The sequence below is a fragment of the Haemophilus sp. SZY H53 genome (assembly GCF_054332375.1).
Genome location: NZ_JBTGNV010000002.1, coordinates 257,651 through 273,906, shown reverse-complemented (window position 1 = coordinate 273,906; position 16,256 = coordinate 257,651). Strand labels below are relative to the sequence as shown.

17 protein-coding genes and 3 tRNA genes are annotated in these 16,256 nt (G+C 34.8%); 4 read left to right on the top strand and 16 right to left on the bottom strand.

Annotated elements, in window-relative coordinates:
* Position 1: 1 nt before the first annotated feature.
* Together ACXVWB_RS03525 and ACXVWB_RS03520 are read right to left on the bottom strand one after the other, a co-directional pair.
* Positions 2-77, bottom strand: a tRNA-Val gene (locus ACXVWB_RS03525).
* A 44-nt stretch (positions 78-121) separates the two neighbouring features.
* A tRNA-Val gene (locus tag ACXVWB_RS03520) sits at positions 122-197 on the bottom strand.
* Positions 198-369: 172 nt separating this feature from the next.
* Here ACXVWB_RS03520 and gltX point away from each other — a divergent pair.
* From gltX to ACXVWB_RS03505, 3 genes are all read left to right on the top strand, one after another.
* A complete protein-coding gene (gene gltX, locus ACXVWB_RS03515; RefSeq protein ID WP_297570141.1) occupies positions 370-1,812 on the top strand; it encodes a glutamate--tRNA ligase in 1,443 nt (480 codons plus the stop codon).
* Between the two features lie 80 nt (positions 1,813-1,892).
* Positions 1,893-1,968 (top strand) — tRNA-Ala (locus ACXVWB_RS03510).
* A 239-nt stretch (positions 1,969-2,207) separates the two neighbouring features.
* A complete protein-coding gene (locus tag ACXVWB_RS03505) occupies positions 2,208-3,371 on the top strand; it encodes a tyrosine-type recombinase/integrase (RefSeq protein ID WP_289901381.1) in 1,164 nt (387 codons plus the stop codon).
* 86 nt (positions 3,372-3,457) lie between these two features.
* Here the strand turns inward: ACXVWB_RS03505 and ACXVWB_RS03500 are convergent, their stop codons facing one another.
* From ACXVWB_RS03500 to merR, 4 genes are all read right to left on the bottom strand, one after another.
* Positions 3,458-3,718, bottom strand: a complete 261-nt coding sequence (locus ACXVWB_RS03500) for a hypothetical protein (RefSeq protein WP_005644566.1) — start codon at positions 3,716-3,718, stop codon at positions 3,458-3,460.
* 31 nt (positions 3,719-3,749) lie between these two features.
* The gene (locus ACXVWB_RS03495; protein WP_289901380.1) at positions 3,750-4,673 is read right to left on the bottom strand and encodes an ISL3 family transposase; all 924 of its coding nucleotides are present in this window, start codon (positions 4,671-4,673) and stop codon (positions 3,750-3,752) included.
* A gap of 225 nt (positions 4,674-4,898) precedes the next feature.
* Positions 4,899-6,539 carry a mercury(II) reductase gene (gene merA / locus ACXVWB_RS03490; RefSeq protein WP_001031935.1) on the bottom strand — a complete coding sequence of 547 codons (1,641 nt, stop codon included), beginning with the start codon at positions 6,537-6,539 and terminating at the stop codon, positions 4,899-4,901.
* Between the two features lie 28 nt (positions 6,540-6,567).
* Positions 6,568-6,960 carry an Hg(II)-responsive transcriptional regulator gene (gene merR, locus ACXVWB_RS03485; protein ID WP_005644354.1) on the bottom strand — a complete coding sequence of 131 codons (393 nt, stop codon included), beginning with the start codon at positions 6,958-6,960 and terminating at the stop codon, positions 6,568-6,570.
* Positions 6,961-7,189: 229 nt separating this feature from the next.
* On the opposite strand from merR, the gene ACXVWB_RS03480 reads away from it, so the two are divergent.
* A complete protein-coding gene (locus tag ACXVWB_RS03480) occupies positions 7,190-7,777 on the top strand; it encodes a hypothetical protein (RefSeq protein ID WP_005644465.1) in 588 nt (195 codons plus the stop codon).
* 466 nt (positions 7,778-8,243) lie between these two features.
* Here ACXVWB_RS03480 and ACXVWB_RS03475 read toward each other — a convergent pair whose 3' ends face one another.
* The 10 genes from ACXVWB_RS03475 to ACXVWB_RS03430 form a co-directional block, all read right to left on the bottom strand.
* Positions 8,244-9,539, bottom strand: a complete 1,296-nt coding sequence (locus ACXVWB_RS03475; RefSeq protein ID WP_289901379.1) for a DEAD/DEAH box helicase family protein — start codon at positions 9,537-9,539, stop codon at positions 8,244-8,246.
* A gap of 40 nt (positions 9,540-9,579) precedes the next feature.
* Complete coding sequence (locus ACXVWB_RS03470; protein ID WP_010129410.1) at positions 9,580-9,858, bottom strand: hypothetical protein; 279 nt, start codon at positions 9,856-9,858, stop codon at positions 9,580-9,582.
* Positions 9,851-10,063: a helix-turn-helix transcriptional regulator gene (locus tag ACXVWB_RS03465; RefSeq protein WP_010129411.1), complete on the bottom strand. Its 213-nt coding sequence runs from the start codon at positions 10,061-10,063 to the stop codon at positions 9,851-9,853. The genes ACXVWB_RS03470 and ACXVWB_RS03465 overlap by 8 nt, the downstream gene beginning before the upstream one ends.
* 586 nt (positions 10,064-10,649) lie before the next feature.
* Positions 10,650-11,396, bottom strand: coding sequence for a monofunctional biosynthetic peptidoglycan transglycosylase (gene mtgA, locus ACXVWB_RS03460; protein WP_289901378.1), 747 nt, complete (start codon positions 11,394-11,396; stop codon positions 10,650-10,652).
* Positions 11,374-11,682: a trp operon repressor gene (gene trpR, locus ACXVWB_RS03455; protein WP_289901377.1), complete on the bottom strand. Its 309-nt coding sequence runs from the start codon at positions 11,680-11,682 to the stop codon at positions 11,374-11,376. The genes mtgA and trpR overlap by 23 nt, the downstream gene beginning before the upstream one ends.
* Positions 11,683-11,714: 32 nt before the next feature.
* Entirely contained in the window at positions 11,715-13,907 is a 2,193-nt protein-coding gene (locus ACXVWB_RS03450) for a transglycosylase SLT domain-containing protein (protein ID WP_289901376.1), read from the bottom strand.
* A 66-nt stretch (positions 13,908-13,973) separates the two neighbouring features.
* Entirely contained in the window at positions 13,974-14,270 is a 297-nt protein-coding gene (locus tag ACXVWB_RS03445) for a YciI family protein (protein ID WP_128787676.1), read from the bottom strand.
* 11 nt (positions 14,271-14,281) lie between these two features.
* Positions 14,282-14,746 carry an acyl-CoA thioester hydrolase YciA gene (gene yciA, locus ACXVWB_RS03440; protein WP_049372961.1) on the bottom strand — a complete coding sequence of 155 codons (465 nt, stop codon included), beginning with the start codon at positions 14,744-14,746 and terminating at the stop codon, positions 14,282-14,284.
* A complete protein-coding gene (locus tag ACXVWB_RS03435; RefSeq protein ID WP_289901375.1) occupies positions 14,746-15,300 on the bottom strand; it encodes a septation protein A in 555 nt (184 codons plus the stop codon). Before ACXVWB_RS03435 ends, yciA begins: the two co-directional genes overlap by 1 nt.
* Position 15,301: 1 nt before the next feature.
* The gene (locus ACXVWB_RS03430; protein WP_289901374.1) at positions 15,302-16,057 is read right to left on the bottom strand and encodes a beta-methylgalactoside transporter; all 756 of its coding nucleotides are present in this window, start codon (positions 16,055-16,057) and stop codon (positions 15,302-15,304) included.
* Positions 16,058-16,256 lie beyond the last annotated feature (199 nt).

Here is a 16,256-nt window from a genome sequence, read left to right as displayed (position 1 = left end):
GTGGTGGGCGATACCGGTCTCGAACCAGTGACCCCCTCCTTGTAAGGGAGGTGCTCTCCCAACTGAGCTAATCGCCCGCTTGGTCAAACTTTTACAACATTAAAGTCTACTTTGGAAAAAGTGGTGGGCGATACCGGTCTCGAACCAGTGACCCCCTCCTTGTAAGGGAGGTGCTCTCCCAACTGAGCTAATCGCCCTTAATGTTGTGGATTGGCATTATAAGTATAATGAGATTTCAGTCAATATATTTTTATGAAAAAGCGTCTAGTTGTTGCAAAAATAGGCATAAAATCAGATTTTTTATTTAGAAGTCACGCAAGTCGTAGTAAAATAAAGGTAATTTTTGTAAATGAATAGGTTATTAAGAAAATGAAAATTGATCCTCCTTTTGAATTAGATCCGAATGTAAAAGTACGTACGCGTTTTGCCCCAAGTCCAACAGGTTATTTGCACGTGGGTGGCGCACGTACAGCCCTTTATTCTTGGTTATTTGCAAAACATAACAACGGTGAGTTTGTATTACGCATTGAAGATACCGATTTAGAGCGTTCTACACCGGAAGCAACAGCAGCAATCATTGAAGGGATGGAGTGGTTAAACCTGGCTTGGGAGCATGGTCCTTACTATCAAACCAAACGCTTTGAGCGTTACAATCAAGTGATTGATGAAATGATTGAGCAAGGCTTGGCTTATCGTTGCTATTGCTCTAAAGAGCGCCTAGAAGAATTACGTCATACACAAGAGCAAAACAAAGAAAAACCACGTTATGACCGTCATTGTTTACATGATCACAATCATTCAGCCGATGAGCCACATGTTGTACGTTTTAAAAACCCAACAGAAGGTTCAGTCGTGTTTGATGATGCCGTGCGTGGTCGTATTGAAATCAGCAATAGCGAATTAGATGATTTAATTATTCGTCGTACCGATGGTTCACCAACCTACAACTTCTGTGTGGTAGTGGATGACTGGGACATGGGTATTACTCATGTTGTGCGTGGTGAAGACCACATTAACAACACTCCACGTCAAATTAATATCTTAAAAGCGTTAGGCGCACCAATTCCGGTATATGCGCACGTTTCCATGATTAATGGTGATGATGGTCAAAAACTTTCAAAACGTCATGGTGCGGTAAGTGTGATGCAATATCGTGATGACGGTTATTTACCTGAAGCCTTAATCAACTATCTTGTTCGTTTAGGTTGGGGGCATGGTGACCAAGAGATCTTTACACGTGAAGAAATGATTAAATTCTTCGAATTAGATCATGTGAGTAAGTCAGCGAGTGCATTTAACACAGAAAAATTATTGTGGTTAAACCACCATTACATTCGTGAGTTACCACCTGAATATGTGGCAAAACACCTTGCATGGCACTATAAAGATCAAGGTATTGATACATCAAATGGCCCAGCATTAACTGAAATCGTGACGATGCTTGCAGAACGTTGTAAAACCTTAAAAGAAATGGCATCAGCAAGCCGTTATTTCTTCGAAGAGTTTGAAAGCTTTGATGAAGCAGCGGTGAAGAAACACTTTAAAGCAGCGGCGATTGAATCACTTGAAAAAGTAAAAGAAAAATTGACCGCACTTTCTCGCTGGGATTTACATTCTACGCATGAAGCGATTGAACAAACCGCAGCTGAATTAGAAGTGGGTATGGGTAAAGTCGGGATGCCATTACGCGTGGCAGTAACAGGATCAGGTCAATCACCTTCGATGGATGTGACATTAGTGGGTATCGGTCGTGAACGTGTGTTAGCGCGTATCCAACGTGCCATTGATTTTATTAAATCTCAAAACGCTTAATATTTAGGCTGATAAACAAGATTTGATTATTTCAATATTGACAGTTTATCAGCCGAAATTTATCATAGCTTGCGTTATTTGGGGATATAGCTCAGTTGGGAGAGCGCTTGAATGGCATTCAAGAGGTCGTCGGTTCGATCCCGATTATCTCCACCAAATTCTAATTTTATATAGTATGATATAGTCCGATAAAGCCTTGATATATAGCATATCAAGGCTTTTTTGTTGTTCTAACAAGTCCGATAGAAACCAACCAAATCCACAAATTCTAGTAACACTAATAGTAACACCATGCTATGATAGGATCATATAGTGTTACTAAATTAATTATAACTTTATGATTTATAAAATAAATTTATAAAGTTTTTAGTGTTACTTCATTTTGGAGGTATCTAATGGCAAGAAGAACAACTCCCTTAACAGATACGGAGATAAAAAAAGCTAAGCCAAAAGAAAAAGAGTATAGCTTATGTGATGGTTATGGGCTTTTATTAAGAATTAAGCCTAACGGCTCTAAATTATGGCTATTTAATTATATACGACCTATTCTTGGTACAAGGACTAATTTAGGGCTAGGTACATATCCGATAGTTAGCTTAGCTGAAGCTAGAATGTTAAGAGATGACTGTCGTAAATTATTAGCTCAACAAATTGATCCTAAAAAACATAGAGAAGAACTAGAAAGAAAGCAGCTTATGGATACTCAAAGTTCCTTTGAGAAAGTTGCAGAACTTTGGAAAGAGAAAAAAAGTTCAGAAGTTGAAGAGAAAACGATCAATAAATATTGGCGAAACTTAGAGCTTCATCTTTTTCCTTTGATAGGTCGATATTCTATTAAAGAAATTAAGCCTTCTTTAGTAGTCCAAATGTTAAAGAAAGTGGAGGAAAATGGATCTCCAGATATGGTTCATAGACTATGCGGTCATCTAAATGAAATCTTAAATTTTGCGGTTAATAGTGGGTTAATTGAAAGTAATACTTGCCTAAAAATTAGCTCTACATTCAAGTCTGTTCGTCAAAGAAATAACCCTAGAGTAAGTATTGAAGAAATTCCTACCCTTATAAAATCAATACATAGTGCTAAGATTGAAAAGAAAACTCAATTATTAATCTTATTTCAATTATTAACAATGGTTAGACCTAATGAAGCAAGTAACGCTTCATGGAGCGAATTTGATTTTGATAAAAAAGAATGGAATATTCCTGCTGAAAGAATGAAAGTGAGGTTTCTACATACAGTACCATTATCATCCCAAGTAATGGCTTTGATAGAACAGCTAAGACCAATGACGGGTCATAATAAATATTTGTTTACTCATAGAAGTGATTTAAAGAAAGCAATGAGTTCATCTACTGTTAATATGGCACTAAAAAGGATGGGTTACAAAGATAAACAGACTGCACACGGATTAAGGGGATTGGCTAGAACTTTTTTAGCAGAACAAGGCGTTCAACATGAGCATGCTGAAGCTTGTCTAGCACATAAAACAGGAAGCCAAGTTAGCCTAGCTTATAATCATGCTAATTATTTGGAGAAAAGAAGGGATATCCCTAAATAATGCTGCTAGCAGTGATTTAGATAGGTTATACAGCGTTTTCTGATAGTTAAATAATTTAGATAAAATAAGTATATTATAGATAGTGTCTATTTCGATTTAAGCAAAGAAATAATCTCTTTCAATGCTGAAATCTCGCTATCTTTTTGTTCAATCACTAGATCTCTTTGTTTCAATAGCTCATCTTTATGCGAAATAGTTAGTTTTAATCGATCGATTTCTGATGTCAAATTCTCATTTGAACCGTAGTAGTTAGTATTATGATCATTCATAAAGAACAATACATTCTTATCATCATTTTTGATTAGTTCTAAAACATCAATATTAAAGATATTGGCAATTTGCTCCAATTTATGAAGATTGAGCTTAGTTTCTCCACGTTCAATTTTTGCATATAGAGTTGCTGGACATACAACGGTGTCTCCATTGACTATAACGAAGATGACCTTCATCTGGATCAGGAGTATCCCATATCCAGTAAAACTCTTCTTTGAGTTCATAGGCTTCTTTTAAAGCAGGAAGATTACCTAACCAAGTATCTAAGAGGAATGATTCACGTTCATTTAGATCGTGTTTACGCTTTAGAAGGATAAACCTTTCACGCATAAGGGTACGTCTTTCTTTTTGGCTCATATGGGCTTTCAAAGACTTTCTGACGTTATCTAAGGCTTGATTAGCCATTCTAACTACATGAAACTTATCTACGACAACTTTAGCGTGTGGAAGGATAGTGTTCACTGCGTCTTTGTAGGGCTTCCACATATCCATTGTGACGTACTCAATGTAAGTCCTGTCACTGATTTCTGAAAGACGTTGGATGACTGTTTCCTTGTTACGGTTAGGCTTGATGTCATAAATAGTCCTGCGTTCAATATTAGTCAATACAAGCCGAGGTCTACGGATAATATTTATCTCGTCTATCCCAAGCCACTTAGGAGTTTCAAACTGGTATTCACGTTCTTTGAGTGCCACATAGTCCTTAAAAACGTTCCTAATGGTTTTCTCGTCAACACCAACGCTTTCTGCGACTTCTACAAAGGTCTTAGACATGGATTGCTCTTGAATGGACTTTAAAAGCCTTTTGGTCATACTACGCTTTTCATCTACAGATATTAGGCGTTCCCAGAAGGTAGATCCGCATTCACGACACTTGTATCGTCTACGGTTCAATTGTAAGCCCACTCGCTTTAAACGAATGGGCAAATCCATAATTAGTTGATTTCTTGAACTGTGTTTGTACAACTTGTCAAAACCACATTCAGGACAACGTTCAGGTGGTCCGACTGCTTCAACTTTAAACATCATATCGGTTTCATTTTATTGTGGCGGTTCTATTGTTTTAATGTCTGGTAGGGATAATAAGTCTGACATATTATTCATCCTTTATTACTCTGCGGTGTTAAGGTATCAATTATAGATTTGATGTCGAAATCATCAGTGTTAAATTATTTTTGTGACCACAAATGCACTTAGAAAATCCCTTAAAGCATTAGCTGGTTCACTTGAATAGGGAGTTGTAAAAAAGTTCCCTTAGCCTGCACAACAAGATAATTTCGAAATATCTTTATCGAACGTAAGTGCAACTAATTTTAGCCCTTCAGCCATTGTTAAATATGGTGCTAGGGTTTCTGTTAAATCTTCTATCGTTAAGCCAAATTTAACAGCTAATGATGCTGCATAGATGACATCTCCTGCATTTTCAGATACAATATGAACCCCTAATACTTTTAGTGTTTCTGCATCTGCTACTAGTTTAAATACACCGGTTGTTTCACGGTTTACAATTGCTCTTGGAACAGCATCTAAAGGTAATACAGATGTCTTCACATCATACCCTTTCTCTTTTGCTTGTTCTTCTGTTAAACCAACCGTTGCAACCGTCGGATTCGTAAACGTAACAGCAGGAACTACCGATAAATCTATTTTTTTGTTTAATCCACCAATAGCATTATCAGTAATAATTCCACCTTCATAGGCTGCTACATATACAAATTGTGGTCCTAAAGTCACATCTCCTGCTGCATAAATCTTTTCATTACTTGTTTGACCAAAATCATTGATCAGGATTTCATTATTTTTTCCAGTTTCAACACCTGCTGCACTTAAATTTAAAGAATCCGTATTTGGTTTTCTTCCAGTGGCAACAAGTAACTGATCTGATTCAATGACTTCTCTACTGCCATTTACTGTTACGTAAACCCTTTTTATCTCTCCACTTTGTTCAACACGCTCAAAAGTTGCCCCTTTGACAAGGTTTATACCCTGTTCAATTAACGCTTTTTCAACTGACTCTGAAATCTCAGGATCATACTCCTTTAAAAGTCGCTCACTTCTTTGCATAAGCGTTATTTCTGAACCTAAATGATGAAATAGTTGTCCAAGCTCCATTCCAATGTATCCTGAACCAATTACAGTTAATCGTTTTGGTATTTTCTTTAACTCAAGAAGTGTTGTACTAGTTAAATAGTCCATTTTTTCAAGTCCTGAAATTTGGGGCAACGAAGGCGATGCACCTGTTGCAATTAAAAAGCGTTTTGCAGATAACTTTGCCCCATTGACCTCAACCGTACTAGCATCAACGAATTTTGCTTCACCTTTAATTAAATCAAAATTATATTCATCAATTAAATCCATATATTTTTGATTCCGAAGTTCGCTCACCAATTTATCCTTTTGCGTGATTAAACTAGCTAAATCCACTTCTCCAGCGGATGTTTGTAAACCTATAAACGGATTGTCTTTTGATAAATGATTGATTTCCCCTGCCCTAAGAAGAGTTTTTGACGGAACACAGCCAATATTCACACAGGTTCCCCCAACCGTTCCACGCTCAATCATTCCAACTTTTGCACCGTATTCTATAGCTTTAATTGCCGAAGAAAAGGCAGCAGCACCAGAACCAATAATAAGAAGGTCATAATTGTCTTCATTAATTAACGCCACGTTTTCTAGTGATGATACTTCTTCAATTTCTCCGGCTTGGTAATTTGCTTCATCAATCGCCTTTATTGCACTTTCAACCTCAATATCATCGGGCAGTTCAAATACTGCTTCACCACGACGATAACTAGACTCAATATTTTTAGCACCTATCTTTTCAAGTGCTGATTCTACGTGTTTTTCACAACCCGTACAGGTCATTCCTGAAATGTTTACCTTAAATTTATTCATAAAAAAGCTCCTTTCGTTAATTAATCTCTCATGTTAATGTTTCTATTATTGGACACGAATGTAATTGCTTTTCAGCTGGACATCGTTGTTTTAAGTCGTCTAACATAGTTTCAATTCGTTTTAAATCCTCTATTTGTTTTTGCACTTCCTTTTGTTTTTTAGAAACAAATTCGAACATATCTTGACAACGAACTTCATCTTTATCTACAACAGCAAGTAATTTATAAATCTCGCTTAAAGAGAAACCAAGTTCCTGTATTCGTTTAATAAACCCAACACGCTTAACGTCATCATATGAATATATCCGATAACCAGCTTCCGTTCGGTGAGGTTCTTGTAATAAATTTTTTCGCTCGTAATATCTGATCGTTTCTTTATTAACTCCACATTTATCTGCAAACTCACTAATGCGATAAATCATCTTATTTCACCCCCTGAATATTATAAACCATGTACCATAGTACACGGTCAAGTAAATTGGACTATTTTATTTTTTTCCCAAAGTATCACTCGTATGTGATTGATACTTTTATATAATACTATTGATTATCCTAACATCCCACCAGAAAATCCAATTTAAACACCAGTTGTTTTTAAACTATTAAGAAAGTAATTCCATTATATATTCCGAAGACCCAAAAAAAGAAATAATGCTAAAAAATGCATTTAATGAATTTTCATTAAAAATGGATAAAAGAGAAAAAGAACAGTTATCTGAATTAGAAAATAAATATTCTAGTAAAAAGAACAGTCTTTCTTCAGATAAAAATAAAGCTATTTCTGATTCAGAACAAAAATTACTAGAAAATGAAAATCATTATAAAAGAATGTCTAGCCAAATCGAATTAGATGCTAAAAACTATAAAAGAGCAGGAGCAAGTGATAAAGAAGTGTCTGAGTCTTTAGAACGTAACAAAAAGGAACTTTCTAATAATTACAATCATCATAAAAATAGATTCAATCAAGAAAGGGATGATAAGGTTAAGAATATTGAAGATAATCTTAGGATTTTAGAAGAATCTTACCCTCAAGATATTAATAGAGTAAAAATTTATTATCAACAAGAAAGGGATAAATATTTATCTGAAACTAAAGAACAGTTAGATAAAATGGTTAGAGAACATGAACAAGCAATAGAAGTTTATAGAAATCAATATAACAGTGGCATAAAAGCACCTATACGTTATAAAATTGAAAGTAGTGATAATGGAAAAGATTTTTATGTAACTATTCAATAAAAAATAAAGCCTAATAGATTAACTCCCTATTAGGCTTTTATTTTATAAAGTTAAATTTATATTAAGGTATTCCATGAGAGCATTTTGAAGTGGTATAACATCTCTCCTAGATTTAAATTTATGATCAACAATATCATTTAATTCTTTAAGGCTGGTTTTAATTTCCATAATTTCATTTTTTTAAATCTAAAATATTCATTTTACGAATGAAGTTTTTTACTTTTTTTAGTGTATTCTTATTCAATTCATTTTCCATTATATTTAATATTCTTCTCATTTTAACCATTCTTTTAAAATCATTATCTTCTATATTCAATATACTATTAATACTTTCTTCAAATGAATCGTATCCATCCAATAATTTCTCATTATAATTGTAAAAAAATGCGATAGATACTGACTTTCCTATTCTTGCTTGAGTTCTAAAAATTGCTTGAACTATTTCTGATTTTACTAGATCTTTAGATTATATTTTAGTATTTAATACTTCAGAAAGTCTCTCTGCATGAAATGAATTATTAAACCACTCACCAAAAAATATTATTGAATCATATTTTATATACTCATTTGTAGCTCTACACTTTCCTGAATTATAATGAATAACCTCATATTTATCTCGCAAATCTTTACTAATATTTTCTTTAATGAAGTTAGGTAGATTCTCTATATGAAATGTATTATTCCATGTAATAACAAGATGTTTATTTCCATTATTCATAGAAATATATTTCTCAAGTTTTCTTATGTCTTCAACAATATCTTTTTTATGTTTCTCATTACTTTTTCTTGTCCTTCGTGTTGATAACAATGTATCATAATAAATATTATTATTTATAACTACTTTACTTTGATTATATCTTTCTATATTCCAATTATTACTACCTTCAAATAAAAATTCTGCTGTGGCATCTAAAATAATTAATTTTGTATCTTCATCTATAAAGTCATTAATATCTTGGTGTATGATAATATCTGATGATATATCTGTATTAGATAGATCTCCTAAAGATACTATAAGTTTATTGAATAGCCAGCTAACTCTTTCATGATATAGTTTTTCATTTTTTATATCAGGTAAATCATTAAATAATTCATTAAATATATTTTTGTCAAAATTTATTATATTCTTAATTGTCTCCTTATTTAGCCTTATCTCTTTTCCGTATATCAACTCTCTCTTATAAAGTTCTACTAATAATTTCTCATGTTTTACTACTATATCCGTATAAGGGGTCTGGAATTCATCAAAGATAACTAATTCTCTCTTTGTTATCTCTTTCTTTATGGGATCATCATAGTTAATAAATATATTGCTTGATTCATATAAAGCCCTCCAGTTATTAGTTACTACTATTCTATATTTTGACAAAGCATAAATATTACATTCTAATTCTTTTAATGTATCGCTTCCTTTATAAATTCCACAAATGGACTGTTTAGGATTTAATGCTTTAACATCAAATACAAGCCTTTTAATTTCTTCATTTGTTTTTACAATAATCAAAGTAGACTTATCAGTATTAGCACAAAGAACCTTTAAATTTGTGGTTTTCCCTGAGCCGCAACCCCAAGCTAAGACTTGCCTATTTGAATAGCTATCTATGCTATTCTTAAGTTTGTAACTGCTATCATCTACTTTATCTAGTAAATAGTTACGCCTAGAAAGTAGATAGTTATTATCATCTACATTGTAATTAATCTCATTATTTTTTAATCTCCATCCCTTCCATTTATCTGGAAAACTTACATTTTCTTTCTTCATAATAATCTCCATAAAAAAGCCACTAAATAGTGGCTTGGATTTAAATTTTTAGCATATAGATATTATCTATTTCAGTTCTTTTTAAATAATCTACTTTTATCAATTCATTTATAGCTTTAATGAATAAATCTCTTTTTAAGTTAAAAACAGATTCCGAGTTGAAAGTAGTTAACGTTATTTCTTTATTTTCATTTTTACTTTTTATGATTAATGTATATAAGACATTTCTAGCATTGCTAGTTAACTTCTTAAAACGTTTCTCTAATGGCAATTTCCTATTAATAATTGAAAAAATCTTATCATCTACTGTTTTAAGCATAGATCACCTCATTTAGGTTTTTAATGTTGTTTAAGTACCGATTTACATCAGATTCAAAGTAGCCTACGGAGTTAGCTCCTAGGCTAACTTTTTTGGGAAAATTAGGCTTATAATAAGCAGAACTTTTATCCTGCCAAGTGTAGAATGTACTTTTAGATATTCCTAATATCGTTAAAAATTCTTTTACCCTGATTATTCTATCCATGGTAAAACCCCTATATATAAAAAGGGTATTACTCTTTAGTTAGTAATACCCTTATATTATTGCGTTTAAAAAAATGATCTGTAATATCACTTTTGATAAGGCGTATAGCCTCTATTTCATATATTAATAAGAAATCCTTACTGTTGTATGGTCTAACTAAAATCAACTTGAGACCATCCTATACTTCCTCCAGATTGCTTGCAAGCATTTTTTGAACAAATTTTCTGCTTTCCAACATAGGAAACTTATCTTATTCATTCTCATATATAACTAATGTTTTCATTAAGAAAATTTTTAAAAATTTCTGTCTAAAAAATAGTCGAATAATACTATTTTACTTTTTTAGATATTTTCCTATTGTTGTGCTACCATTAACTCACAAGGTAGCATACCAGTGCTTTAATTATTATAGATAATCTATCACTTCATTTTTTAGTAACACCAATAGTAACACTGAACACAAACCCAACAAATAAAGTTATTATAAATCAAAGTCTTATATTGCTAGTTCAAGTGAGATTATCCCACCAAATTTAGAACCTTGAAACTTAAAGTGAGTTTCAAGGTTTTTTTCTTTATGGAAAATCTACATTTCTTTCAGATAATTTAAGCCTAATCCATTCATTTGTCCCATAATCCAACTTTGTTTTTTACGAACTAATGCACTAGGCTTATTCACTTTATAGATAATCGGATTCGGTAAAACTGCAGCGAGTAATGCCGCTTCTGATTGAGTTAAGTTTTTCGCTGATTTTTTGAAGTAATAGCGACTAGCTGCTTCTACACCAAAGATGCCATGACCAAATTCTGCGATGTTCAAATACACTTCTAAAATGCGTTCTTTGGACCAAAAGATTTCCATTAATGCCGTTATGGGAACTTCTAATCCTTTGCGAAACCAACTTTGTCCATGCCAGAGAACGAGGTTTTTTGCTGTTTGTTGAGAAATCGTTGAAGCGCCTCGGATTCGGCGAGATTTTTCATTAAATTTAAAGGCCTTTTGAATTGCTTCAAAATCAAAGCCCCAGTGGTTGGGAAATTTTTGATCTTCAGCGGCAATTACCGCAAGTTGCATATTCGGTGAGATTTCATCAAGGCTCACCCAATCGTATTTGATTGAATAGCTGAAATCTAACTGTAATAAGTGCCCGATTTTTTGCTGTGCCATATAGGCAGAGAAGGGAACAGGGATAAAGCGGAAGCAAATGAAAAATGCCAGGATTGCGAGAGAAAAACGCCACGCAACCCGTTGCCAATTTTTTTTCCACCAAGAGGGGCGAAAAAGATGTAAAAGTGCGGTCAGAATTCGCTTAGTTTTTTGCAGCTTGCTCATCGAGTTGGCTTTTCACCCAGTTTATAAAATCCGGATCCATTGTTTTGAGCATATTAGAACCACGCGTAATGGTTGCTGCACTGGTATTGAGATTTTGTTGAATCTCTCGTTGTGAGAGATTTTTATCCAATAACTGTGCTACGATTTGTAAACGTAACCCCACCGCATCACGTTCATCAGGCGTGAGCAGAAGCGTTAAGAAATCTTGTGCTTTGCCTTGCTTAAATGCAGTTTGCAAGGTCGCGAGGAAAGCATTCCATTGTTCTAAATTGCGACTAATATACATATCAACAACCCTATACTATTAAACTAGTGCGACTAGTATAGCCGATCGTATTCCTCTTTGCTAAAGGTTTGTAATTTTTCTTTGTCTTGTAGGTTTTGATAGTAAAAATCGTAAGTTAATACGTTTTGAACATAACCTCGCGTTTCAAAGAATGGAATAGAGGCAATAAATTCATCCATAGCCAATTTGCCATTGGCTCTTGCAAGCCATTTTTCTACACGGCTTGCTCCCGCATTATAGGCGGAGGCGATCAAAATTCGGTTATTAGGGTATTTAGCATTTAACTCATTTAAGTGAGCCGTGCCGAGTAAAATATTATTAAGCGGTTTAAATAAATCTAACTCACCGTTATAAGGAAGTTGCTGATTTTCTGCTGTTTTTTGTGCAGTACTCGGTAATAGCTGCATTAATCCTCGAGCATTTGCAGAAGATTGTGCCATTGGATTCCAAGCACTTTCTTGGCGAGCAATGGCCATGGCAAAAGTTTTGGTTACACGATTATCCACAATCGCTTGAGGTTCCGTTGCGCTGAGATTCCCATTACTGAGGGCAATATCAAAATATTGACTGTAAGCATTTGGTAAGCGTAAGTCGATATAATCCCAAGCTTTTGCAATAATTGAGCCATCTACGCCCAATTCAAACCAATTTTGTTCATTTGCATATTGGCTTAACGCAAGTTGTTTCTCTTGCGGTAATTTTTCTAATAGAGAACGCCAACGTTGTTTGGCTGCGCCTAATCGATCTAATTGACGCAGTTCTGCAATCTCAGCTAATTCAGCTGAATACTCCTCTTGGATATTGGACTCTTGAGAAATTTTAGGCATTTCCAGTTTGTAGGAATGGCCTAATTTGACCGCTGCTAACATTGGATAAAACCCACGTTCTTTCGATAAAGCTTCTAATCGTTGTTTCGCATCTTTATCGGATGCTTGAGCAGCTATTTTAGCCATCCAATAACGCCATTCTTGTTTTTGCTTCGCTTCATCTGAAAGGGCATTCAACCAACCTAATAAATCCGTTTGTTGCCAAATAGCCGTACGCAAACGACGTTCAATGAGGTTATCTGCATTGAGTTTTAGGATTTCTTGATCGCGCCATTGCACAAAGTTAGGGCTTTCGTTATCAAAGAAACGGCTAATAAAGGCGATTTTCCAACCACGTAATTCACTTTCATTTAATTGCCAAGTCTTAGCCCATTGCTCGTAAGGAGTGAAAGTTGGCTCATTCATATTTTCCGGAATGGTTCGCAAATAACGAGCAAAACCGAGCACTACAGCAAATTTATTGGTGATTTTATTCGTATTATCATTAATTAATGGTAATTTCTCGGCAAGTATTTTCAAATTGGCTGGATTTTTTAAGAGATCCTGATAGAGCGCTAAATGAGCGGCTACTTGCTCATCTTCTTTAGCATTCTCAATTTTTTCTAACTCTTTAGCGAGTATTTCTAATCCTTTCGCATCATTTTTACTGAAGAGCATTTCCGCTTTTTGATAGATCTTCTCTTCAGCGCGTCCACCTTGTGAATACCAAGCCGCCCAGAGTTGAGCATCATTAGGAAGCTCTGCATTATTGAGCCAAAGTTGTTCATATTCAGACAAAATAGCCAATTTATTCTTGTCGTTTGATTGGTTTTCTGTCGTCTGACTGGTATTGGCTGCCTCTATTTGATATTTAGCTGTAAGCACGGCAATTTGTGTTTCTAAATTATTTGGCTTGAGTTTGGCGAGAGATTGAGTATCTTCAGCATTGGTGAATAACGTAAAAATACGTTGTTCTAATTTTCCACGTAGGAAATGAGAGGAATGTTGCTGAATAAATTGTTCAATGTCTGTTCGCAATGCATTCACTTCTTCACGAGGTGTATCGCGATTAACGGTTTTTACACGTGCATCTAAATAAGCCGCTATAGCATCAGTTTGCAATGGATAACCTTTTAAAGAATCAATAAGCCCAAGAAATAATTTGGCATTATTAGAAACATGATTATTTTTGACCGCACTTTTTAGGAGCGACTCTAATTGCAGAAAAGTCGCGCGTTGTTCAATCAGCTTTAATTCATGAGCGTGCTGTTGCTGTGCCCATTTGGCTTGTTCTTCTGCAAGGTTAATTTGTGGCGCTGTTTCATTTTTGCTTTTATGGGCATGCTGATTAGCCAAAGCTGAGCCTGAAAGTGCGGTTAAAATCAATAACGAAATTGTCGTGTGTTTAAGTGCTCGCATAGGAGATTCCATATAAAGAGAAAGACGGATATTTAGATCCGTCTTTGAGTGTAGCGTTCGTTTTATTTAGAAAACTTTTTTGAAAGGCTTCACAATCACATCACCGTAAACGCCAGCTTCAACATAAGGATCTTGTGCAGCCCAGTCTTTTGCTGCAGACAGACTTTCGAATTGAGCAATCACAGTCGAGCCGATAAAGCCAGCTTCGCCTGGATTTTCATCGTCAATGGCAGGATTAGGACCTGCTGTTAATAAGCGACCTTCTGCTTGTAATTGTTTTAAACGAGCAAGATGTTGCTCACGTACAGTAAGGCGTTTTTCTAAAGTACCAGGAATATCTTGGGCAAAAATTACGTAATACATCATTTATCCTTTTAACAATTTAATTCTTCGATAGAGGCTAATGCTCGTTCTAGTTCAAGATTACCTTCACGTGGAATAGAGCGGGATTTGCCGTCTTTTCCTACGGCGACAAAGGTAAATACAGCATCTGTCACGCAGTAACGTTCCCCAATTGGTTCACTGGCAACTTTTTTCACCCATACTTCTACCTTGATTTTAATAGAAGAACGACCCACACTGAGACATTGGCCGTAACAACACACCACGTCACCGACGGCGATAGGCTTAATGAAATTCATACTTTCTACGGCAACGGTGACAACGCGACCATGAGCAATTTCTTTTGCTAGAATTGCTCCGCCCATATCCATTTGTGACATAATCCAGCCACCGAAAATATCGCCGTTGGCGTTGGTATCTGAAGGCATAGCCAAGGTGCGTAGTAATAATACGCCTTTAGATTGACGACCGTCTTTATCGATAAGATTTGAAACCATTATTTTTCCTCATCATTTTTTTGATCATCTTTAGGTAAGTAACGGTAAATATAAGCACCGCTGACAATTGTTGCAACAAAGGTCATACCAAGTAAACCAAAAGATTTGAAATCAACCCAAGCATCTTCAGACATATTTTGGCTGATATAAATATTTACCAGCATACACAGAATAAAAAATCCTGCCCAGCCTACATTTAATTTGTTCCACACATTATTCGGTAATTGGATTTCCTTGCCTAATAACTTTTTCACCAGTGGCGTATTGAATTGGAATTGTGCAACCAATAAAACAATGGCAAATAAGGCATTAATAATCGTGACTTTCCATTGTAGGTATTTGATTTCATTGAAATAGGCAGTGAGCAAACCAAAAAAGACGACAGCAATTGCCATGATTTTTTGTTGTTTCTCAATCATGCCATATTTCAGTTTTAGTACAACCATCTGAATGATGGTCGCGATCACTAAGACAATCGCCGCCTCACGCACCCCAAACATTTTGTAGGTGATGAAAAAGAGAACAAGAGGAATAAATTCAAGAAGTTGCTTCATATTATGCCTTCATAAATAAACTGTAAAAACGGTAAGTAAATACTAAAATAAATAGTTGAAATAATGCTACCAAAATGCCAAAAATCACACTTAGAAATGATGTACCTAGGATTGCACCAACGCTATTCACTAATAAAGGTAGAAGTAAATAAGTGATCAAAGCATAAATAATCAATATGCCATTACGTTTAACACCCGCACGCCACACTTGTAAAGCACTTTGCCCGATAGATTGATTGGAAGCAATATAATGCACGGGCGATAAGCATAAACGAACAAAGAAAAACAAGCCAAATACCATTGAAAAAAAGGCTAGAGGGGAGAGTGCATTTTTGCTTAAAAATGAACTCATAACATCAACGATACCAAATAAAAGCGGCAAGCTCATAAAAATATCTAAAACCACCACACCTAAAAAACGACGTAATGTCAGCATGAGACCTTGATTAATCGGATTTTGGTTTTGCTGGCTAATATGATGAATGGTTGCAATACCGAAGGTCGCAATAAAAGACATCAATAATTGTTGGAATACAAAAGATCCAATCAGAGCAGTTGGCTCCACTTTGCTTAATGCATCAATAATGTCTTGTTGTGATGGATTAGGATTATCACCCAAACTCGGCATTGGTACACTGACTAATGCATTAATCAATTGTGAGACAACAAAAATCCCAACGAAAATCAGCACGGTTTTTCGCTGATTACGCATAAAATTGAGGCTATCTTGAAAAATCTGAGTAAAGTTAATTTGCATCTTATTTTCTCGGTAAAAAAAGTGAGGTAATTATACAAGCTTTGACATCAAAAAACTAAAAATACGAAGAATTGCTCTAGATTAAAAAAAATTTTTTAATTAATTTCAAAAAATTTGACAGAGATCACGGTTTAATACCCCAAAATAAGTATTATTATAACAAGAGATAGTATTGTCCGAATGCGGACTTAAAAGATAA